The following is a 19,960-nucleotide window of genomic DNA, read 5'->3' as shown; positions in this document are numbered from 1 at the left end:
CGCTCCCGGCCGCGTCGTAGGAGCAAGCCTACGGATTGACGGATTCGGGATCGGCTTCCACGCCCGCATCGCTCGCGTGCAGCGGCAGCTCGACGACGAACCGCGAGCCCTCGCCGGCCGCACTCTCCACGCTGATCTGCCCGCCGTGCAGGCTCACGATCTTTCGCGTGATGTACAGCCCCAGCCCCAGCCCGGCCGCGTGCTTGCGGCTGCTGTCGGTGCGCTCGAACTGCTCGAAGATGCGCGCGTGGTCCTCGGGTGCAATGCCGATGCCCTGGTCGCGCACCGACACCTGCGCCCGGCCGCCGGTTTCGCGCACCACCATCTCCACAGGCTTGCCGCCGCCGTAGCGCAGGGCATTGGTCAGCAGGTTGGTCAGCACCTGCTCGATGCGGAACTCGTCCCATACGCCGCGCAGTTCGGACGGCACTTCGAGTTCGATGACGGAGCCCGCCGCCTCGGCCTGCTGCCGCAGGCTTTCGACCACTGCGCGTGCGAGCGCGGCAAGGTCCACCGGCTTGGTCTGGATCGACAGTGCGTCGCGGCGCATGCGCGTCACGTCGAGCATGTCGTCGATCAGGCGCACCATGTTGCGGACCTGGCGCTGGTCGCGCTCGATCATGGCGGGAAGCCGCTCGGGCGCGAAGTTGGCCAGGTTGCCCCTGGACAGGTGCAACTGCCGCAACTGGGCCTCGAGGTAGAGCGTGTTCAGCGGCGTGCGCAGCTCGTGCGACACCATCGACATGAAGTCGTCGCGCATGCGCACCGCGCGCTCCAGCTCGCGCTGCGTGTGCTGCAGCTGCTGCACCAGTTCTTCCTGCGTCTGGTGCGCGGCCGCGAGCTGGTCCATCTCGTGGCGCAGCGCCTTGCGGTGCCGGTGCAGGTCGACGAACACGTTCACCTTGCTGACCACCGCGTGCGGGTCGAGCGGCTTGTGCAGGAAGTCGACCGCACCGCTCTCGTAGCCCTGGAAGGCGTAGTTCAGCTCGCGCCCGGCGGCGCTCACGAAGATGATGGGGATATGCCGCGTGCGCTCGGTGCCGCGCATCAGCTCGGCCAGCTCGAAGCCGTTCATGCCGGGCATCTGCACGTCGACGATGGCCAGGGCGAACTCATGCTCCAGCAGCAGCGCCAGCGCCGCCTCGGCCGAGGCGGCCCGGTACACCACGCGGCCCGGCGCGCGGATCAGCGCCTCGAGCGCCAGCAGGTTCTCCGGCAGGTCATCGACGATCAGCAGCTTGCTTTCGATGTCAATGTTCATGGACGGCCTCCAGTTGCAGCAGCAGCTCGCGCAGTTCGCGCAGCGGGAGCACGTAGTCGGGGGCGTGTCGCGCGATGGCGGCTTGGGGCATGGTGGGAATCTGGGCTTCTTTCGGTTCCTGGACGGCGGTCAGGCCGCCGGCCAGATGGATGCGGAGCAGGCCCTCGGCGCCGTCGTCGTTGGCGCCGGTGAGCAGGAAGCCTGCCAGTGCAGGGCCGTAGGCGTCGGCGGCCGAGGCCATGAGCACGTCGATCGACGGGCGCGAAAACAGCACCGGCGGCTCGCAGCTCAGCGAGAACGTGCGTTCGCGCTCGATCGACAGATGGTAGCCGGGCGGCGCGAAGTACAGGCTGCCCGCGGCCAGCGGCATCTTGTCGGCGGCTTCGTGCACGGCGATCGGCAGGCGTTGCGCGAAGATCTGGGCCAGGTGGCTCTCGTGGTCCTCGGGCAGGTGCAGCACCACCGCCATCGGCAGCTTCCAGGTTGCGGGCAGCTCGTGCAGCAACGTGCTGAGCGCATCGATGCCGCCGGCCGAGGCGCCGAGCACCACGGCATCCACCTGCCTCGACTTGGGCATTCGCAACGGCCGCGTCATGTGGCCTTCCGGTAGATGCGCTCGGCGCGCGCGTGCGGCGCGAAGCGGTCGGAGTAGCCCGAGAAGTCGATGCTTTCCTTCGAACCCAGCCCCAGGAAGCCGCGGTGCGACAGCGACTCGTGGAACAGCCCCAGCGCGCGGTCCTGCAGCTGCCGGTTGAAGTAGATGAGCACGTTGCGGCACGACACCAGCTGCGTTTCGGCGAACACGCTGTCGGTGGCCAGGCTGTGGTCGGCGAAGATCACGTCGGCGCACAGCGACGGGTCGAAGCGCGCGGCCTCGTAGGCGGCGGTGTAGTAGTCGGAGAAGGCGCTGCGTCCGCCCGCGCGCTGGTAGTTCACCGTGTAGCCGCGGATCGCCTCCAGCGGAAAGATGCCCTGGCGCGCTTTTTCGAGCGATGCCGGATTGATGTCGGTGGCGTAGATCTGCGTGCGCTCGAGCAGCCCTTCCTCGCGCAGCAGGATGGCCAGCGAGAACACTTCCTCGCCGGTGCTGCAGCCCGCCACCCACACCTTGACCGAAGGGTAGGTGTGCAGGATCGGCACCACGTGCTGGCGCAGCGCAAGAAAGTAAGACGGGTCGCGGAACATCTCGCTCACCGGGATGGTGAGGAACTGCAGCAGCCGCCCGAACAGCGCCGGCTCGCGCAGCACGCGCTCCTGCAGCGCCGAGATGCTCGGCAGGCCGAGCTGGTCGAGCGCATGCAGCACGCGGCGCTTCTGCGAGGCCACGGTGTAGTTGCGGAAGTCGTAGCTGTACTTGAGGTAGATCGCCTCCATCAGCAGGCGCAGCTCGATCTCCGTGTCGCTGAGCGGATGCAGCGGCGGCGGCTTGGCGGAAGACGACGTGATCGGCGGCCGGTTCACAGGCGCTCCATCTTCGGCATCCACACGCGCAGCAGCGAGAACAGCCGCTCCAGGTCGACCGGCTTGGCCAGGTAGTCGTTGGCGCCGGCGGCCAGGCATTGCTCGCGGTCGTCCTTGGTGGCCTTGGCGGTGATGGCGATCACCGGCATCTTCTCGAAGCGCGGGTCGGTGCGCAGCCGGCGCGTGGCCTCCAGGCCGTCCATCTCCGGCATCATGACGTCCATCAGGACAAGGTCGATGTCGCCGACCTGGTCGAGCTTCTCGAGCGCCTCGCGGCCGTTGCGGCCGATCTCGACGATGGCGCCGCGCTGCTCGAGCGCGCTGGTGAGCGCGAAGATGTTGCGCACGTCGTCGTCCACCAGCAGGATGGTGCGGCCCTCGAAGATGCGGTCGCGCCCGCGCGCCGTCTTCAGCATGCCCTGGCGCTCGCTCGACAGCTCGGCCTCCACCTTGTGCAGGAACAGCGTCACCTCGTCGAGCAGGCGTTCGGGCGAGCGCGCGCCCTTGATGATGATCGAGCGCGAATAGCGCTGCAGCTCGGTCTCCTCGTCGCGCGTCAGGTTGCGCCCGGTGTACACGATGACCGGCGGGAACGACACGATCTCTTCGGCGGCCATGGCCTTGAGCAGCTCGCTGCCCTGCATGTCCGGCAGCTTCAGGTCGGTGATCATGCAGTCGAACACGCGCGTGCGCAGCAGCTCCAGCGCCTCTTCGCCCGAACCCACGGCCACGATCTCGATGTCGTCGTCGCCGATCAGCTTGATGACGCTCTCGCGCTGCAGCTCGTCGTCCTCCACCAGCAGCACGACCTTGACCTTCTGCGTCAGCTTTTCCTCCAGCCGGCCGAACACCTTCATGAGTTCGTCGCGCGTGGCGGGCTTCAGCGCATAGCCGACGGCGCCCATCTGCAGCGCCGCGCCCTGCGCGTTCTCGGCGGCGGACACCACGTGGATCGGGATGTGGCGCGTGTGGGGCGAATCCTTCAGGCGCTGCAGCACGTCGAGGCCGGTGCTGTCGGGCAGGCGCATGTCGAGCAGGATGGCGTCGGGCAGGAATTGCGTGGCCAGCTCGAAACCGTCGGCCGCGCCGTGCGCCACCAGGCAGCGGTAGCCGAGTTCGTGCGCGAGGTCGTAGAGGATGTGCGCGAACTGCGGCTCGTCCTCGATCACCAGCACGCGGCGCACCTGGTCGCGCGGAATGGAGCGGTCGTCGGCGAACTGCGGCGCCGGCACCGGGGAGGGCGGCTGCGGCGCGAGCGGTGCGTTTTGGGGCACCAGCGGCCGGGGCGTGTAGGCGACCGAAGGCTGGTGGGGCGTCGACGACGCCGTTGCGGACGCCTGCGGCGCCTTGGCGGGCAGCTCCAGCAGGAAGGTGCTGCCCTTGCCCGGCGTGCTTTCCACGGTGAGCGCGCCGCCCAGCAGCTGGGTGAGGTCGCGCGAGATGGACAGGCCCAGGCCGGTGCCGCCGTAGCGGCGGCTGGTGGTGCCGTCGGCCTGGCGGAAGGCTTCGAAGATCAGCTCGTGCTGGTCGGGGTCGATGCCGATGCCCGAGTCGGACACCGCGAACACCGCGCCGCCGTCCGGCGCCGGCGACACCACCAGCGACACTTCACCGCGGTCGGTGAACTTCAGCGCGTTCGACAGCAGGTTCTTCAGGATCTGCTCCACGCGTTGCCGGTCGGTAACCAGCGTGGCCGGCGCGTCGGGACGCACCTCGAGGCGGAAGCTCAGGTTCTTCTGCATCGCCAGCGGGCTGAAGGTGTTCTCGAGGCTCTGCGCCAGTTTGTTGAGGCGAACGTCCTCGGTCACCACTTCGAGCTTGCCGGCCTCGACCTTCGCGATGTCCAGGATGTCGTTGATCAGCACCAGCAGGTCGTTGCCCGACGAATAGATCGACTCCGCGAACTTCACCTGCTCGAGCGTGAGGTTGCCCTGCGGGTTGTCGCCCAGCAGCTTGGCCAGGATGAGTGCGCTGTTCAGCGGCGTGCGCAGCTCGTGGGACATGTTCGCCAGGAACTCCGACTTGTAGCGGCTCGCGCGCTGCAGTTCGTCGGCACGGTCCTCGAGGTCGCGCTGCACGCGGCGCAGGGCGGTGTTGCGCTGGTCGAGCGCCTCGGTGCGTTCCGACAGCTGGCTGTTGGTCTGCTCGAGTTCGGCCTGCTGGTTCTCCAGCATGGCCTGCGAGGCGCGCAGCGCGCGCGATTGTTCTTCGAGTTCTTCGTTGGCGGTGCGCAGTTCTTCCTGCTGCACCTGCAGCTCTTCGTTGAGCTGCTGCGTCTCGGCCAGCACGTCCTGCAACTGTTCGCGGTAGCGCGCGGCCGCCAGCGAGGTGCCGATGTCGTCGGACACCACATCCAGCAGCTGGTTGCAGCGATCGTCCAGCGGCCCGGCGAGGCCGAGTTCGATCACGCCGTTGACCATGCCGTTGCTGGCCACCGGCAGCAGCAGCACCGCCTTGGGCGCCATCTGGCCCAGGCCCGAATTGACCTTGAGGTAGTCGGCGTCGATCGGGTCGACCAGCATGCGGCGGCGCTCGGCCGCAGCTTGGCCGATCAGGCTCTCGGTGGGCGAGAACACCTGCGGCGACGCCTCGGCCGCGCTCGAGAATCCGTAGCTCGCTGCACGGCGCAGCGGGCCCTGCCGCTCTCGCACGTACATCGCGCCCACGGCGGTGCCCAGGTGGCGCGAGAAGAAGGCGAGGATCTTGCGGCCCATGTCGGACGCGCTCAGTTCGCCGACGAGTTCGCCTACCAGTTCCGTCTGTGCGCTGCGCAGCCAGGCCTCGTGTGCGAGACGGTCGGTGTGGGCCGCCTGCTCCTTCAGCACCACGTCGTAGCTGTCGGACAGCCGCACCAGCTGCCGCCGCCCGAAATACGCCACCAGCCCGGTGAAGCCCACCGTGAACAGCAGGAACAGCCCCACGACCCACCAGGCGGTGCGGTTGGCGTCGTTGTTGCGCTGGAAGCGCAGCGTCTGCTCGGTGTCCATGAACGCGGTGAACTCGGCGCGCATGTCGTCGGTCAGCCGCTTGCCGCGGCCCAGCCGCACCTGCACCTGGGCGTCTTCACCGGCGCGGCGCGCGGCGATCAGGCTGCGCGCGAACTCCAGCCAGGTCGCCTGGATGGCCGCGATGCGGTTGACGCGCTCGACCTGCTGCCGGTTGTCCGACACCAGGGCGCGCAGCGCTTCGGTGTCGCCCTTGATGCGGGGCGCGGCGCTCTGGTAGGGCTCGAGGAAACTCTCGTCGCCGGTGATCAGGAAGCCGCGCATGCCGGTTTCCATGTCGATGCCCTGGCGTTGCAGTTCGCTGGCCGCGCGGGCGACGCGGTCGGTGTGCTCGACCCAGCCGATGGTGTTGAGGAGGAAGAGGATCAGCCCGACGAACACCACGGCGCCGAAGACGCCGCCGATCAGGGGCAGCTTGATGTTGCGGCTCAGTAGTCGCTCGAAGGCATCGGGGTCGATCGCGGTGGGAGTGTTCATCGGTCGCATTTGTAAGCAAAACTTGTCAAGTTTTGCCGATAAACGCCGGTGGGCCTGTCGGAGAACGCCCCGTCCGACGCGGGAGAGGCCGCTGCAAGCCGTTGCCGGCGAGGTGCGCGGCCTGCGGGGTCGCTCGTTATACTGTACTTTCATACAGCCCCAAGCGAGATGGCTCCCGAACCCTCCACCCCGTCAGGCACGGCCGGCGCCGCTCCGCACGCCGTTTCCGTCAAGGCACTGTGCGCCTTCGGCGCGAAGGCAGGCGATCTGGACCTGCGCTTCGTGCCCGCGCCCAGCGCGCTGGAGGGCATGGCCGGCCATGCGATGGTGCAGCACCGGCGCGACCCCGAGCACTACGCCTGCGAAGTCGGGCTCGAGACGACCTGCGGCACGCTGCGGGTTCGCGGCCGGGCCGACGGATACGAAGCGCGCAGGCGCCGCGTGGAGGAAATCAAGACCTTCCGCGGCGACTTCGACGCCATCCGCGGCAACCATCGCGCGCTGCACTGGGCCCAGGCGCGCACCTACGGCTGGATGCTCTGCGAACAGGACGGGCACGAGGAAATGACCGTGGCGCTGGTCTATCTCGACCTCGCCACCGGCGACGAAACCGTGCTCGAGGAGTCGCACTCCCGCGAGACGCTGCGTGCGCATTTCGAACAGCTTTGCGCCCGCTACAGCGCGTGGGCCACCGCCGAGGCGGCGCACCGCGCGTCGCTCGACGCCACGCTCGCCGGCCTCGAATTTCCGTACCGCGACTTCCGCGCGGGGCAGCGCGAACTGGCCGAGGCGGTGTACCGGGCTGCCGTGGGCGGGCGCTGTCTGATGACGCAGGCACCGACCGGCATCGGCAAGACGCTCGCCACGCTGTTCCCGCTGCTCAAGGCGCGCGCCGCGCGCAAGATCGACAAGATCTTCTTCCTTACCGCCAAGACCTCGGGACGGCCGGTGGCGCTCGACGCCCTGCGGGTGCTCGACAAGGGGCGGGGGCAGGGCAGGCTGCGCGTGCTCGAGCTCGCGGCGCGCGAGAAGGTCTGCGAGTATCCCGACCGCGCCTGCCACGGCGAGGCCTGCCCCCTGGCCAGGGGCTTCTACGACCGGCTGCCGGCCGCGCGCGAGCAGGCCGCGCAGGTGGCCTGGCTCGATCGCCAGGCGCTGCGCGACATCGCGCTGGCGCACGAGGTCTGCCCCTATTTCCTCGCCCAGGAAATGAGCCACTGGGCCGACGCCCTGGTCGGCGACTACAACTACTACTTCGACAGCAGCGCCTTCCTCTACGCCACCATGCGCGAGGCCGACTGGCGCGCGGCCGTGCTGGTCGACGAGGCGCACAACCTGCTGGAGCGCGCGCGCGGCATGTACACCGCGGCGCTCGATGGCGCCGCACTCGAGGAGGCGCACCGCGTGGCGCCCGCCGCCTTGCGCGGCCCGCTGGCGCGGCTTTTCCGCGAATGGGACGCGGTGCAGCAGTCGCAGCAGGCCGCCTACGAAACCGCCGAGGAGATTCCCGAGCGTTTCCTGCGCACCCTGCAGGCCGCCAACACCGCCATGGCCGAATATTTCGCGGCCACGCCCGACGCTTCGCAGGGGCCGCTGCAGCGCTTCTTCTTCGACGCCCTGCATTTCGCGCGGCTGGCCGAGGCCTTCGGCGACCACTCGGTGTTCGAGCGGACGCTGGGCGATACCCAGGCGCAGCGCTCGCTGGCCATCCGCAACCTCGTGCCGGCGCCGTTCCTCGAGACGCGCTTCGGGCACGCCGTGTCGGTCACCTGCTTCTCCGGCACGCTGTCGCCGTTCGCGTTCTACCGCGACGCGCTCGGCCTGCCCGAGGACACCGCGCTGCTCGACGTGGCCTCGCCGTTCCACAGCCGGCAACTGCGGGTGGAGGTGGCCACGCACGTGTCGACGCGCTTTCGCGACCGCGCGGGGTCGCTGCGCAACGTGGCGGACATCATCGGTGCACAGTTCGAGCGCATGCCGGGCAACTACCTGGCCTTCTTCAGCAGCTTCGACTACCTCGAGAAGGCGTGTGCGGCGTTCTCGCTGCGGCACCCCGGCGTGCCGGTCTGGACGCAGACGCGCGGCATGCGCGAGGCCGACCGGCACGACTTCATCGCGCGCTTCGAGAAGGACGGCCGCGGAATCGGCTTCGCGGTGCTCGGCGGCGCCTTCGGCGAGGGCATCGACCTGCCGGGCAGCCGGCTGATCGGCGCGTTCGTGGCCAGCCTGGGTCTGCCGCAGTACAACGAGCTCAACGAGATCACGCGCGAGCGCATGCAGGCGCGCTTCGGCAAGGGCTACGAGTACACCTACCTGTATCCGGGCCTGCAGAAGGTGGTGCAGGCCGCCGGCCGCGTGATCCGCACCGAGGAAGACCGCGGCGTGCTGCACCTGCTCGACGACCGCTTCGCGCGGGCCGAGATACGCGAACTGCTGCCGCGCTGGTGGCATGTGCAGCTGGCGGGCATGCATGGGGATCGTGGGGAGGATGCCGATGCGTACCGCTAGGCGTCTCGAGCACGCCGGCCAGCCGGACCTGTTCGGCGAGGCGCCCGCCGCGGCCATCGAAGGGCTGCGCTACGAGAACGGCTTTCTCTCGCGCGAGGAAGAGGCCGGGCTGCTGCGCATCGTGCAGGGCCTGCCGCTCAGGGAGATGCGCTACAAGGAATACACGGCGAAGCGGCGCGGCATCGGCTTCGGCGGCAGCTACGACTTCGACACGAACCGGCTGAAGCCCGGCGCGCCGATGCCCGAGGTGCTGCACCCGTTGCGCGACAAGGCGGCCGCCTGGGCCGGCGTCGCACCCGGGGATCTCACCCACGCGCTCATTGCCGAATACCGGCCCGGCACGCCGCTGGGCTGGCATCGCGACGTGCCCGACTTCGAGGAGATCGTCGGCGTCTCGCTTCACACCGATGCCGTGATGCAGTTCAGGCCCTATGTGCCCGGTGCGAGCGCTTCGGGGCCGGCGTCGCTCGAGTTCCTGATCGAGCCGCGCTCGATCTACGTGCTGCGCGGACCGGCGCGGTGGGCATGGCAGCACGCGATAGCGCCCACGCCGGGGTTGCGATACTCGATCACCTTGCGTACACGGAGAACAGCCCGTCCATGAACCGCGCCACCTTCCTCAAGCTTCTCGAGAAGAAACTTTTTCCGGTGCTGAAGGCGGAGGGCTTCGTGGCCCGGGGACAGACGCTGCGGCGGATCGAGGGCCCGGTGATCCATGTGTTCAATGTGCAGGGCGCGAGCGGCGGCAAGGCGTGCTATCTGAACCTGGGCGCGCACCTCGACTTCCTGCCCTCCGAGGGTGGCGGCCACGTGGCGCCCTGGGACATCGAGGAGTCGCACTGCGTGTTCCGCGACCGGATGCACCCTCCGCCCGGTGAAGCCTTCGGATGGGCCTACGGCGCATCCACGGAGGAGGCCGAAGAGAGCGTCGAATTCATCGTGAGCGAGTGGGCCGGCCCGGGCCGCGCGTTCTTCGCCCGGCACGGCAGCTATCCGCAGAGCTTCGAAACGATGCTGCGCGACACCGATCCGAACAGCATTCACGCTCGCACGGCACTGCATCTGGGCCGGATCGCCGTTCAGCTCGGCGACCGCGTGCGGGCAGAAGCGCTGGTGAATGCCGGCCTGGCGCGCGCGCCCGAGCGTGCGACCGCCCTGAAGGCGGAACTGGCCCGGCTGCTGCAAGGCTGAGCCTCGTGCAACCCAAGAGCCAGCGCGGTCAGCCGCCGCGCCGCGCCTGCGCGACTGGCTGCTGCCGCCGACCTGGCTTTCGCGGTCGTTGCGGCTCTCGGGCGTGCGGCGCGGTTCGTTCCTGCCTGTGACCGGCTGGCGGCCGGCCTTGTTGTGCCCGGTCTTCACTGCGTCGTGCTCGTCGGTCGTGAGGGCGTTGGGGTGCTGGCTGGAACTCGTCACGGGGTGCCCTTGAGCGGGGTGGAAGAAAGCGGGAGGGATACGAAACCGTTCTGTGTCGCCCGGCAGCACGCCCTGTGGGAATGCGCCCACCCCGGGCGTCTTCCAGGTCGCGCGGCGGCCGGGCTCCTACAGCGCGCTACGCACCTTGCCGACGCGGCTGCGCCCGCGGCCTGCCTAAGGTGCGGAGATGTACGATGCCCCGCCTGCCGAAGCCGCCGATGTCCTTGTCTCCCTGGCGCTGCGGCACGGCTGCGGCCTGTCGCTCGACCATCTTGTCGCAGCCGGCATCGACCGGTTGCCGCGGCCCGGCGCAGGGCATACGCTGTCGCGCTGGCGAGTGCTGGCGGCTGTGGCGGCGCACGACATGTCGCTGGTCAAATTGTTCGAGGGGCACACCGACGCGCTCGCGATCATGGCCGAGCTCGGCGGCGCCCCTGACACGCCCACGGGTGCGCGCTGGGCCACGTGGTGCGCCGAGCCGCCCGATGCGCGCGTCACCTTCGAAGCAGCCGGCCAACGCGACATCCGCCTGACCGGCACCAAGGCATGGTGCTCCGGTGCGGCCAGCGTGACGCACGCCGTGCTCAGCGGCTGGAACGCCGCCGGTGAGCCCTGCCTGGCCGCGGTGGCCATGGACCAGCCCGGCGTGCGCGTGACCGGCGAGGGCTGGCACGCGGTCGGCATGGCCGGGAGCGCCAGCGTCGATGTGCGGTTCGACGGCGCGCACGCCGTGCAGATCGGCAAGCCCGGCGACTACGTGCGCCGGCCCGGTTTCTGGCAGGGCGGCGCGGGCATCGCCGCCTGCTGGTTCGGCGGGGCGTCGGGCATCGCGCGCACGGTGCGCGAGCTTTCCGGGCCGAAGTCCGATGCACACCGTTTCGCGCATCTCGGCGCCATCGAGGTCGCGCTGGGCGGCGCCGCCGCGCTGCTGCGCGAATCGGCCGCATGGATCGACCGGCATCCGCAAGCCAACGCCCAGCGCGTCGCGATGCGCGTGCGCCTCGCGGTCGAACAGGCCGCCAACGAAGTCATGCATCACGCTGGCCGCGCGGTCGGCGCGGGGCCTTTGTGCCGCGACCCACGCTTCGCACGGGCCATGGCCGATCTGCCGGTGTTCCTGCGCCAGAGTCACGCCGAGCGCGACCTGGCGGCACTCGGCCAACAGGTCGGCGCGCAGGCCATCCACGACGACAAAGAGGACACATCACCATGGACGCTGTAGCGCGCCGCGCCATACGGGGCGAAGGCACCACCGAGGCCGAATGGCATGGCTGGCCCGGCCTGGCCAGCCTGCCGGCCATCGATCTTTGCGACCTGGTGCCCGAGGGGGCGCGCGCGGTGGTTGTGGCGCCGCATCCCGACGACGAGGTGCTCTCGGTCGGCGGGCTGCTGGCCCAGCTGGCCGACATCGGCGCGCCGGTCGAGGTGATCGCCGTGACCGACGGCACCGCCAGCCATCGCGGCTCGACCGAATGGACCGCCGAACGGCTCGCACAGGCCAGGCCGCGCGAAAGCCTGAAGGCGCTGCGGTGCCTGGGCCTGTCGATCGAGCCCGCGCGCCTGGGCATGCCCGACGGCGGGTTGAAGGAGGTCCGCGCCTTGCTGGCAGCTCGTCTGGTGTCTCTGCTGCGCCCGCGCGACGTGGTGTTCACCACCTGGCGGCAGGACGGCCACCCCGACCACGAGGTCACGGGCGAGGCCTGTGCACTGGCTGCAGCAAGTGCCGGCGCGCGGCTGGTCGAAGTGCCCGTGTGGGGGTGGCACTGGTCGCGGCCGGGCGACGAGCGCATGCCGTGGGCCCATGCCTTCCGCTTGCCGCTGAGCGAGGAGGCCGTGCGTCGCAAGCGCGCGGCCGTGAAGGCATTCACCAGCCAGCTGGAAAGCGACGCCTCGACCGGCTCGGGCCCTGTGCTGCGGGCCACCACCGTCGAGCGGGCCGCACGGCCCTACGAGGTGGTGTTCCTGTGAGCGACGCCCATCGCCCTTATTTCGACGCACTCTACGCCGCCAGCGACGACCCCTATGCCTCGCGCGAGCGCTGGTACGAAGCGCGCAAGCGCGCCGTGCTGCTGGCCGCCTTGCCGCAGCCGCGCTACCGGCGCGTCTACGAGCCGGGCTGCGGCATCGGCGAGCTCACGCTGGCGTTGTCGCACCGCTGCGACGAGCTGCTGGCCAGCGACTTCTCGGCCCACGCGGTCGAGCTCGCCCGCAAGCGCACCGGCGAGCGGGCGAACGTGCAGGTGGCGCGCCATGCGCTGCCGATGGACTGGCCGCGCGACGCAGGCCGCTTCGACCTGATCGTGCTCAGCGAACTCGGCTACTTCTTCGAGCGCCGCGACATGCAACGCGTGGCCGAGTGTTGCAAGGCCTCGCTGGAAGACGACGGCACGCTGGTCGCCTGCGACTGGACGCCCGACTTCGCGCAGCGCAGCCTTTCCACGCGCGAGGTGCACGGCATCCTGTCGGGCCTCGGCCTTGCGCGGCTCGCGCTGCACGAAGAGGACGACTTCGTGCTGCAGGTCTGGGCGCGCGACGGCCGCTCGGTGGCGCAACGTGAGGGCATCCGGTGACCGGTGCCGTCATTCCGCGCACGACGAGCGCGAGCGCATCGGCGATGGACGGCTGCGGCGACGCGCTGGTCGCCATGGTGGCGTCGCTGGCACACGAGCTGGTACCGCTGCCCGCGATCAGCCGCGCGCTGCCGTGACCGACACGCCCCACAGGCGCGGCTTGCCCTCCCACACCGCGAAGCCGCTCACGCGCTTGCGCACGGCCCACGCATCGATGCCGTTGAACAGCATCACCATGGGCACCTGCTGGATCATCTGCGCGTGGATCTGGTCGAAGAGCGCCTGGCGCTTCTTCGGGTCCGACTCGGTGAAGCTGTCGTCGATCAGCTTCAGCGCCTGCGGGTCTTCCCACACCTTGCGAGATTGCTTGTCCTTCGGGCCCGCGAACTGTTCGTAGCTCAGGGCCGGGTCCAGCCGCGACGAGTAGCTGAACGACCAGCGAGGCGGCGATGGCCTGGCGCAGCTTCTGGTTCTTCAGCAGCGGGTCGCGCGTCTGGATCAGCAGCATGTTCTTGATCGCCTCGGGCGGCGCCTGCACCGCGAGGTTGCGGTCGTTCCTGAGCTCCTGCGCGTCGCTCGACGTGATCTGGCCCGCATCGATGGCGCACGACTTCAGGCCATGGGGCTGCTGTCGAGCACGCTGGCGCAACTCAAGTCGGTGCACCCCAACCTCGAGGTCGAACTGCGCGTGCGCGAGCAGATGCAACTGATGCAGGACGTGACGAGCGGCGAGCTCGACGCGGCCGTGGTGGTCGAGCGCCAGTGGCCCGAAGTGCCGGGCCTGCTGTGGACGCCGTGCTACGACGAGGCGCTGACCGTCATCGCGAACTCCGGCGTCGCATCGCCCGACACCCCATTGCGAGCCTGTTCGCCACGCAGCCCTTCATCCGCTTCGATCGCCGGACGCCGACCGGCGCGCGCATCGACCGCATCCTGCGGCGCCTGCAGCTGGTGCCGAAGGAGTTCCTCGACCTCAACTCGCTGCTGGCGATCGCGGAGCCGGTGCGCAAGAACGTGGGCTTCACCGTGGCGCCGCTGCTGAAGAACTTCAACTGGGAAAGCGACCCCTCGCTGTGCATCCTGCAGATGCCCGGCCGCCCGGTGGCGCGCCGCGTGGGCATGCTGGAGAACGGTCGCCGCAGCCACATCACGACGGTCGTCCGCGCGGAGATGCTGGCGCACCTGCGCCGCATGAAGGCGGCCTGCTGACGCGCCCTTGACAGACGACGGACACGGCTGACGCGCAGCGCGTGCGTCTTCTTACCCGCGGTGCGCCTCGCGCGAACAGCATGAAGGCTCCACAACCTGCACCTGCCGTGCAGGAAAGCAAAGGAGCCATGCCATGCCAAGAGGCGACAAGTCGTCCTATACGGACAAGCAGAAGCGACAGGCCGAGCACATCGAAGAAGGCTACGAGCACCGCGGCGTGGGCAAGGGCGAGGCCGAACGCCGCGCCTGGGCCACGCTGAACGCCGAGACCGGTGGCGGCAAGAAGTCGGGCGCGGGCCGAGGCAAGCCGGAGAACCATGCGCCTGCCCGCAAGGGCGGACGCATCGGTGGCGCCGCGGCTGCGGGCCGCACCGCAGCCGAGCGCTCGGCCTCCGCGAAAAAGGGCGCGGCCACGCGTAAGCGCAACGCAGAGAAGCGCGGCTGAGCCGGGAGGCCGCCATGCACATCATCCTGGGAGCGACCGGCCATGTGGGCTCGGCGCTGGCGCAAGCCTTGCTCGCGCACAACGAACCGGTGACCGTGGTGACCCGCGACGCGCACCGGACCGAAGCGCTGCAGACGAAGGGCGCGCGCGTGGCGGTGGTCGACCTGCTCGATACCGCCGCGCTGCACCGCGTCTTCATGGGCGGAAAGCGCGTCTTCGTGCTGAACCCGCCGGCCGATCCGTCGACCGACAGGGACGCCGTGGAGCGCCGCAGCCTGCGGGCGATCGTGTCGGCCCTCGAAGGCTGCAAGCTCGAGAAGATCGTGGCGGAATCGACCTACGGCGCGCAGCCCGGCGACGGCATCGGCGACCTGGGTGTGCTGTACGAGATGGAGCAGGCGCTGGCCGCCGGCCCGGTTCCGCTCGACATCATCCGTGGGGCCTACTACATGAGCAACTGGGATGCCTCGCTGAAGACCGCACGCGAGGAAGGCCAGCTGCACACCATGTTCCCCGCCGATTTCGCGCTGCCGATGGTGGCGCCGCACGACCTGGGGCAGTTCGCCGCAAAGCTGATGCTCGGGTCGCCCGCGCCCTCGGGGCCGCATTACGTCGAAGGGCCCGAGCGCTACTCCGCCGCCGACGTGGCGAAGGCCTTCTCGGAAGCGCTGGCGCGGCCGGTCGAAGTGGTGGTGACGCCGCAGGCACGGTGGGTGCAGGCGTTCAGGGCGCAGGGATTCTCCGAAGTGGCGGCGCAGTCGTTCGCGGAGATGACGCGGCTCACGCTCGAGGCCAGGCAGGAGCCGGAGCGCCCGGAGCGCGGCGCAATCTCGCTGCGCGAGTACATCACCGCGCTCGTGAGGAAGAGCACGCCGTGAATGCGGGTCGTTGAAACCGGCCACCTGCGATGTCCGAAAAGCAGCGAGTCATCGGCAACATCGCGAGAACCGGACATTCGTGACCTGTTTCTGATGCCAGCCGGACAACTTGCGTTTTCACGCCATGAGCACGTAATCGCAGGTTGGCGGCTTGTTCGGCGACGTTGTGCCGAACGTGCCTTGTACGCCGGGAAAGGTCGGGCAACCTGCCTTCATTTCACGCGCGGTCCGGGCGTTTGCCGCACTGTGTACGCATCGATACGATCCCGCGCCTTGCCTCATGAAAAGGACTGCGCGGGTGCCCTCGACCATCGACCCCTCACTTGAAAAGAACGCCAACGCAAGCTGGCAACGACGCAGCCGACGCCACGTCTGGCATCCCTGCACGCAGAGCATCCGCCTCGAGGCCGTGCCGCCGCTTCCGATCGCGCGCGGCGAGGGCGTGTGGCTCTTCGACGCCGAAGGCCGCCGCTACATGGACGCCACCAGCTCGTGGTGGGTCAACCTCTTCGGGCACGCGCACCCCGCGCTCAATGCGGCTCTGAAAGACCAGCTCGACCGGTTCTCGCACGTGATGCTCGCCGGCTGCACGCACGCGCCGGCCGTCGAACTGGCCGAGCGGCTGTCCGCGCGCACGGGGCATGCGCTCGGCCATTGCTTCTATGCGTCGGACGGCGCCTCGGCCGTGGAGATCGCACTGAAGATGAGCTTCCACGCCTGGCGCAATGCAGGCCATGCCCGCAAGCGGCGCTTCGTGGCGCTGCGGCAGGGCTACCACGGCGAGACACTCGGCGCCCTGCACGTGACCGATGTACCGGTGTTCCGCGACGCCTATGCGCCGCTGCTCGCGAACGCGCACCTCGTCGCTTCACCCGACGCACGCCGCGCCCGGCCCGGCGAAGACGCGGCGGCCGTGGCGCACCGCGCGGCCGACGAGCTCGACGCGCTGCTGGCCGCGCAGCACGACACCATCGCCGCCGTGATCGTCGAACCGCTGGTGCAGTGCGCCGCGGGCATGGCGATGCACGACCCGGTCTACCTGCGCCGCGTGCGCGACGCGTGCGACCGCCACGGCGTGCACCTCATCGCCGACGAGATCGCGGTGGGCTGCGGGCGCACCGGGAGCTTCTTCGCGAGCGAGCAGGCCGGTATCTGGCCCGACTTCCTCTGCCTGTCGAAGGGCATCAGCGGCGGCTACCTGCCGCTGGCGCTGGTGATGGCGCGCGACGCCATCCACCAGGCGTTCGTCGACGACGATGCGGCGCGCAGCTTCCTGCATTCGCATTCGTACACCGGCAACGCGCTGGCCTGTCGCGCCGCACTCGCCACGCTGGACCTGTTCGACAGCGAAGACGTGCTGGCGCGCAACCGTGGCCGCGCGCAAAGGCTGCAGCACCGTCTGCTAGACGCACTCGAAGGCCAGGATGTCGAGCACCCGAGGCAGCGCGGAATGATCGCCGCCTTCGACGTGCGCGCCCCCGGCGCGCGCTTCGCCGAGCGCTTCCACATGGCAGCGCGTGCGCACGGCCTGCTGATGCGGCCCATCGGCAACACCGTGTACCTGATGCCGCCGTATGCGATCGACGACGACGACATCGACCGGCTCGTCGACGGCACGCTCGCCGCGCTCGATGCCGCCATGGCCAACCGTCCGAATGAAGGAGCCCGCGATGCCGCGCTTGCTTGACCGCCTGCACGACGAGATCGCCGCGCTCGACGCGCAGTCGCTGCGGCGCCGCCGGCAGGTCGCCGAAACCGCCTGCGCGCCGAGGCAGGTGCTGACGCTCGCGGGTGCACCGGCGCCGCGCGCCATGCTGGGCTTCAGCAGCAACGACTACCTGGGCCTGGCCGCGCACCCCGCATTGGCCGCGGCCTGGGCCGAGGGCGCCGCGCTGTACGGCACGGGCAGCGGCGGCTCGCACCTCATCCTCGGCCATTCGCGCGCGCACGCGCAGCTCGAGGAGCGGCTCGCCGGCTGGATGGCCCCGTTCATTCCGCAAGCGCAGGCACTGTTCTTCTGCACCGGCTACATGGCCAACCTCGCGGTGCTTTCCGCGCTGGGCGGCGCCGAGGCCGTGATCTTCTCGGAGGCGCTCAACCACGCCTCGCTGATCGACGGCGCGCGGCTGGCCCGCGCGCGGGTCGAGCGCTATCCGCACTGCGACATCGCCGCGCTCGACGCGCAGCTGGCCGCCTGCGATGCGCCGGTGAAGCTGATCGTGAGCGACGCCGTCTTCAGCATGGACGGTCATATCGCGCCCGTGGCCGCGCTGCTCGCGCTGGCCGAGCGCCACGACGCGTGGCTGGTGATCGACGATGCGCACGGCTTCGGTGTGCTCGGCGCCACCGGGCGAGGCGTGCTCGAGGCTCTGGGGTTGCGGTCCGAGCGCGTGGTGCTGGTGGGCACGCTGGGCAAGGCGGCGGGCGTGGCGGGGGCGTTCGTAGCGGCGCACCGCGCCGTGGTCGATTACCTGGTGCAGCGCGCGAGGCCCTACATCTTCACCACGGCCGCACCGCCCGCGGTGGCGCATGCGCTGCTGGCGAGCCTTGCACTCATCGAGGGCGAGGAGGGCGCGCACCGGCGTGCGCTGCTGCAGGCGCGCATCGCGCAGTTGCGCAATGGCCTGCACGCCGTGCTGCCGGCGGACGGCAGTGCCTGGCTGGCGACGTCGCCCACCGCGATCCAGCCGCTCATCGTGGGCGACAACGCGCGTGCCATGCGCGTCATGGCGCAGCTCGACGCACGCGGCCTGCGCGTCGGCGCGATCCGCCCGCCGACCGTGCCCGAGGGCACGGCGCGGCTGCGCATCGCGCTGTCCGCCAGCCACACCGAGTCCGACGTGGCACGGCTGGTCGATGCGGTGGGCGAGGCGCTTGCCCACCCGGTGATGGAGGCCGCATGACGCGCCGGCACTGGTTCGTGACGGGCACCGACACCGGCATCGGCAAGACGCTCGTCAGCAGCGCCATGCTGAGCCTGCTGGCGGGCTCGGGCCTTCGCGCGGTCGGCATGAAGCCGGTGGCTGCGGGCCTGGAGGAGGCCGGAGGCCAATGGCGCAACGAGGACGTCGATCGCCTGCAGGCGGCCGGCAATGTCGACGCACCGCTCGCGCTGCGCTGCCCGTACCTGCTGCGTGCGCCGATGTCGCCGCACCTGGCGGCCCGGGAGGAGGGCGTGCGCATCGCCCTGGCACGGATCCGCTCGGCCTTCGACGCGCTCGCCACGCGCGCCGACGCGGTGGTGGTCGAGGGCGTGGGCGGCTTCTGCGTGCCGTTCTGCGACGACTTCGACAGCGCCGACCTCGCCGTGGCGCTGGGCCTGCCGGTGGTGCTGGTCGTGGGGCTGCGGCTGGGTTGCCTCAACCACGCGCTGCTGAGCGCGGAGGCCATCCGTGCCCGCGGGCTGGTGCTCGCGGGGTGGGTGGCGAGCATGGTCGATCCGTCGATGCTCGCGCCGCAGGCCAACCTGCAGACACTGCGCGCGCGCCTCGGTGCACCGCTGCTGGGCGTGGTGCCGCACCTGCCGCAGCCCGATGCCGCGCAGGCGGCACGCCATATCGACCTGCGCGCGCTGCGCGCGACGGCGGCCCAGGCCGCGCGCCGCGCCCTGGCTCGGGAAGCGTCAGCCGCGCTGGGCTGAATCCGCCAGCCGCTTCGCCCGCGTGCCGCCCTGGCGCTCGAGCATCCAGCCGGGGTATTCCGACGGCAGCGCGCTCACCTTGTCGAGCGTTGCCAGCTCGTCGGCCGTGAGCTTGATCGCGGTGGCCGCGATGTTGTCGTCGAGCTGCTCGGCGCGCTTGGCGCCGATGATCACGCTCGTCACCACCGGCTGGTGCAGCAGCCAGGCCAGCGCGATCTGCGCGACCGACACCTTGCGCGCCTCGGCAATCTCGCGCATCGCATCGATGCAGTCGTAGGCGCGGTCGCGGTTCACCGGCGGAAAGTCGAAGGTGGCGCGGCGGGTTCCCTTCTCGGCTTCGGTGTTGCGGTCGAACTTGCCACTCAGGAGGCCGCCCGCCAGCGGGCTCCACACCATCAGGCCGACGTTCTCGCTGCGCAGCATGGGTGCGAGCTCGCGCTCCAGGTCGCGCCCGGCGATGGTGTAGTAGGCCTGCAGCGACTCGAAGCGCGCCAGCCGGTCGCGCTCGGCGATGCCCAGCGCCTTGGCGATCTGCCACGCCGCCCAGTTCGACACGCCCACGTAGCGCACGTGGCCGTGGCGCACCAGCGTGTCGAGCGCATGCACGGTTTCCTCGATGGGCGTGAGCGGGTCGAAGCCGTGGATCTGGTAGAGGTCGATGTGGTCGAGCTGCAGGCGCTGCAGGCTGGCCTTCACGCCGTCCATGATGTGGAAGCGCGAGGCGCCGGCCGAGTTCACGCCCTTGCTGCCGGTTTCGCCCAGCACCTTGGTGGCCAGCACGAAGCTGTCGCGCGGCACCTTGAGGTTCTTCAGCGCCTGGCCCGTGATGACCTCGGACTGGCCCTCGGAGTACACGTCGGCCGTGTCGATGAAGTTGATGCCGGCGTCCATCGCCTTGCCGATCAGCCCTTCGGCTTCGGACTGCTGCAGGTTGCCGATCTGGCCCCAGATGCCGGAGGAGCCGCCGAAGGTCATCGTGCCGAGGCACAGTTCGGAAACCAGGAGGCCGGTGCGGCCGAATTTGCGGTATTGCATGAAGGAGTTCCTTTGCTTGGAGGCGCCCCGGCAGGCCGACAAGCCCCGGGCGACGCCA

18 protein-coding genes and 2 pseudogenes are annotated in these 19,960 nt (G+C 70.0%); 14 read left to right on the top strand and 6 right to left on the bottom strand.

Annotated elements, in window-relative coordinates; all coding sequences use genetic code 11:
- Positions 1–28: 28 nt before the first annotated feature.
- Genes AACL56_RS15825 through AACL56_RS15810 form a run of 4 tightly spaced genes read right to left on the bottom strand, consistent with a single transcriptional unit; the run spans position 29 to position 6,204 of the window.
- Positions 29–1,261 carry a hybrid sensor histidine kinase/response regulator gene (locus AACL56_RS15825; RefSeq protein WP_339090757.1) on the bottom strand — a complete coding sequence of 411 codons (1,233 nt, stop codon included), beginning with the start codon at positions 1,259–1,261 and terminating at the stop codon, positions 29–31.
- Positions 1,251–1,856 carry a chemotaxis protein CheB gene (locus AACL56_RS15820; RefSeq protein ID WP_339090756.1) on the bottom strand — a complete coding sequence of 202 codons (606 nt, stop codon included), beginning with the start codon at positions 1,854–1,856 and terminating at the stop codon, positions 1,251–1,253. Before AACL56_RS15820 ends, AACL56_RS15825 begins: the two co-directional genes overlap by 11 nt.
- A complete protein-coding gene (locus AACL56_RS15815) occupies positions 1,853–2,722 on the bottom strand; it encodes a CheR family methyltransferase (protein ID WP_339090755.1) in 870 nt (289 codons plus the stop codon). Before AACL56_RS15815 ends, AACL56_RS15820 begins: the two co-directional genes overlap by 4 nt.
- Positions 2,719–6,204 (bottom strand): response regulator, encoded by a 3,486-nt coding sequence (locus AACL56_RS15810; protein WP_339090754.1) that lies wholly within the window; start codon positions 6,202–6,204, stop codon positions 2,719–2,721. Before AACL56_RS15810 ends, AACL56_RS15815 begins: the two co-directional genes overlap by 4 nt.
- 168 nt (positions 6,205–6,372) lie before the next feature.
- On the opposite strand from AACL56_RS15810, the gene AACL56_RS15805 reads away from it, so the two are divergent.
- From AACL56_RS15805 to AACL56_RS15775, 7 genes are all read left to right on the top strand, one after another.
- A complete protein-coding gene (locus tag AACL56_RS15805) occupies positions 6,373–8,712 on the top strand; it encodes an ATP-dependent DNA helicase (protein ID WP_339090753.1) in 2,340 nt (779 codons plus the stop codon).
- A complete protein-coding gene (locus AACL56_RS15800; protein WP_339090752.1) occupies positions 8,699–9,316 on the top strand; it encodes an alpha-ketoglutarate-dependent dioxygenase AlkB in 618 nt (205 codons plus the stop codon). Before AACL56_RS15805 ends, AACL56_RS15800 begins: the two co-directional genes overlap by 14 nt.
- Positions 9,313–9,903: a DUF4304 domain-containing protein gene (locus AACL56_RS15795; RefSeq protein WP_339090751.1), complete on the top strand. Its 591-nt coding sequence runs from the start codon at positions 9,313–9,315 to the stop codon at positions 9,901–9,903. The genes AACL56_RS15800 and AACL56_RS15795 overlap by 4 nt, the downstream gene beginning before the upstream one ends.
- A gap of 409 nt (positions 9,904–10,312) precedes the next feature.
- Positions 10,313–11,347: an acyl-CoA dehydrogenase gene (locus AACL56_RS15790; RefSeq protein ID WP_339090750.1), complete on the top strand. Its 1,035-nt coding sequence runs from the start codon at positions 10,313–10,315 to the stop codon at positions 11,345–11,347.
- Positions 11,335–12,093: a PIG-L deacetylase family protein gene (locus tag AACL56_RS15785; RefSeq protein ID WP_339090749.1), complete on the top strand. Its 759-nt coding sequence runs from the start codon at positions 11,335–11,337 to the stop codon at positions 12,091–12,093. The genes AACL56_RS15790 and AACL56_RS15785 overlap by 13 nt, the downstream gene beginning before the upstream one ends.
- Positions 12,090–12,695, top strand: coding sequence for a class I SAM-dependent DNA methyltransferase (locus tag AACL56_RS15780; protein WP_339090748.1), 606 nt, complete (start codon positions 12,090–12,092; stop codon positions 12,693–12,695). The genes AACL56_RS15785 and AACL56_RS15780 overlap by 4 nt, the downstream gene beginning before the upstream one ends.
- The gene (locus tag AACL56_RS15775; protein WP_339090747.1) at positions 12,692–12,832 is read left to right on the top strand and encodes a hypothetical protein; all 141 of its coding nucleotides are present in this window, start codon (positions 12,692–12,694) and stop codon (positions 12,830–12,832) included. The genes AACL56_RS15780 and AACL56_RS15775 overlap by 4 nt, the downstream gene beginning before the upstream one ends.
- Here AACL56_RS15775 and AACL56_RS15770 read toward each other — a convergent pair.
- A pseudogene (locus AACL56_RS15770) lies at positions 12,813–13,314 on the bottom strand (hypothetical protein); the annotation flags it as partial. The gene AACL56_RS15775 and the pseudogene AACL56_RS15770 overlap by 20 nt on opposite strands.
- Here AACL56_RS15770 and AACL56_RS15765 point away from each other — a divergent pair.
- The 7 genes and pseudogenes from AACL56_RS15765 to bioD form a co-directional block, all read left to right on the top strand.
- A pseudogene (locus tag AACL56_RS15765) lies at positions 13,315–13,473 on the top strand (LysR substrate-binding domain-containing protein); the annotation flags it as partial.
- A gap of 8 nt (positions 13,474–13,481) precedes the next feature.
- On the top strand, positions 13,482–13,904 hold the full coding sequence (locus AACL56_RS15760; protein WP_339092959.1) for a LysR substrate-binding domain-containing protein: 423 nt from the start codon (positions 13,482–13,484) through the stop codon (positions 13,902–13,904).
- Positions 13,905–14,037: 133 nt separating this feature from the next.
- Positions 14,038–14,349, top strand: a complete 312-nt coding sequence (locus AACL56_RS15755) for a plasmid stabilization protein (protein ID WP_339090746.1) — start codon at positions 14,038–14,040, stop codon at positions 14,347–14,349.
- Between the two features lie 14 nt (positions 14,350–14,363).
- On the top strand, positions 14,364–15,227 hold the full coding sequence (locus AACL56_RS15750) for an NmrA family NAD(P)-binding protein (protein ID WP_339090745.1): 864 nt from the start codon (positions 14,364–14,366) through the stop codon (positions 15,225–15,227).
- A 298-nt stretch (positions 15,228–15,525) separates the two neighbouring features.
- Positions 15,526–16,914 (top strand): adenosylmethionine--8-amino-7-oxononanoate transaminase, encoded by a 1,389-nt coding sequence (gene bioA, locus AACL56_RS15745; protein ID WP_339090744.1) that lies wholly within the window; start codon positions 15,526–15,528, stop codon positions 16,912–16,914.
- Positions 16,898–18,130 carry an 8-amino-7-oxononanoate synthase gene (bioF, locus tag AACL56_RS15740; protein WP_339090743.1) on the top strand — a complete coding sequence of 411 codons (1,233 nt, stop codon included), beginning with the start codon at positions 16,898–16,900 and terminating at the stop codon, positions 18,128–18,130. The genes bioA and bioF overlap by 17 nt, the downstream gene beginning before the upstream one ends.
- The gene (gene bioD / locus AACL56_RS15735) at positions 18,127–18,867 is read left to right on the top strand and encodes a dethiobiotin synthase (RefSeq protein WP_339090742.1); all 741 of its coding nucleotides are present in this window, start codon (positions 18,127–18,129) and stop codon (positions 18,865–18,867) included. Before bioF ends, bioD begins: the two co-directional genes overlap by 4 nt.
- On the opposite strand, the gene AACL56_RS15730 is transcribed toward bioD, so the two are convergent.
- A complete protein-coding gene (locus tag AACL56_RS15730) occupies positions 18,850–19,902 on the bottom strand; it encodes an aldo/keto reductase (protein WP_339090741.1) in 1,053 nt (350 codons plus the stop codon). The genes bioD and AACL56_RS15730 overlap by 18 nt on opposite strands.
- Positions 19,903–19,960 lie beyond the last annotated feature (58 nt).

This window comes from Variovorax paradoxus, assembly GCF_902712855.1.
In the GTDB taxonomy this organism is placed as follows: Bacteria; Pseudomonadota; Gammaproteobacteria; order Burkholderiales; family Burkholderiaceae_C; genus Variovorax; species Variovorax paradoxus_Q.
The sequence above is the reverse complement of the archived record's forward strand: the minus strand, read 5'-3'. Positions and strand labels throughout refer to the sequence as shown.

Excerpts from the sequence above, each read along its gene's own strand:
- AACL56_RS15825 (WP_339090757.1), bottom strand. The coding sequence starts at position 1,261 with ATGAACATTGACATCGAAAGCAAGCTGCTGATCGTCGATGACCTGCCG.
- AACL56_RS15820 (WP_339090756.1), bottom strand. The coding sequence starts at position 1,856 with ATGACGCGGCCGTTGCGAATGCCCAAGTCGAGGCAGGTGGATGCCGTG.
- AACL56_RS15810 (WP_339090754.1), bottom strand. The coding sequence starts at position 6,204 with ATGAACACTCCCACCGCGATCGACCCCGATGCCTTCGAGCGACTACTG.
- AACL56_RS15805 (WP_339090753.1), top strand. The coding sequence starts at position 6,373 with ATGGCTCCCGAACCCTCCACCCCGTCAGGCACGGCCGGCGCCGCTCCG.
- AACL56_RS15800 (WP_339090752.1), top strand. The coding sequence starts at position 8,699 with ATGCGTACCGCTAGGCGTCTCGAGCACGCCGGCCAGCCGGACCTGTTC.
- AACL56_RS15795 (WP_339090751.1), top strand. The coding sequence starts at position 9,313 with ATGAACCGCGCCACCTTCCTCAAGCTTCTCGAGAAGAAACTTTTTCCG.
- AACL56_RS15790 (WP_339090750.1), top strand. The coding sequence starts at position 10,313 with ATGTACGATGCCCCGCCTGCCGAAGCCGCCGATGTCCTTGTCTCCCTG.
- AACL56_RS15785 (WP_339090749.1), top strand. The coding sequence starts at position 11,335 with ATGGACGCTGTAGCGCGCCGCGCCATACGGGGCGAAGGCACCACCGAG.
- AACL56_RS15755 (WP_339090746.1), top strand. The coding sequence starts at position 14,038 with ATGCCAAGAGGCGACAAGTCGTCCTATACGGACAAGCAGAAGCGACAG.
- AACL56_RS15750 (WP_339090745.1), top strand. The coding sequence starts at position 14,364 with ATGCACATCATCCTGGGAGCGACCGGCCATGTGGGCTCGGCGCTGGCG.
- bioF (WP_339090743.1), top strand. The coding sequence starts at position 16,898 with ATGCCGCGCTTGCTTGACCGCCTGCACGACGAGATCGCCGCGCTCGAC.
- bioD (WP_339090742.1), top strand. The coding sequence starts at position 18,127 with ATGACGCGCCGGCACTGGTTCGTGACGGGCACCGACACCGGCATCGGC.
- AACL56_RS15730 (WP_339090741.1), bottom strand. The coding sequence starts at position 19,902 with ATGCAATACCGCAAATTCGGCCGCACCGGCCTCCTGGTTTCCGAACTG.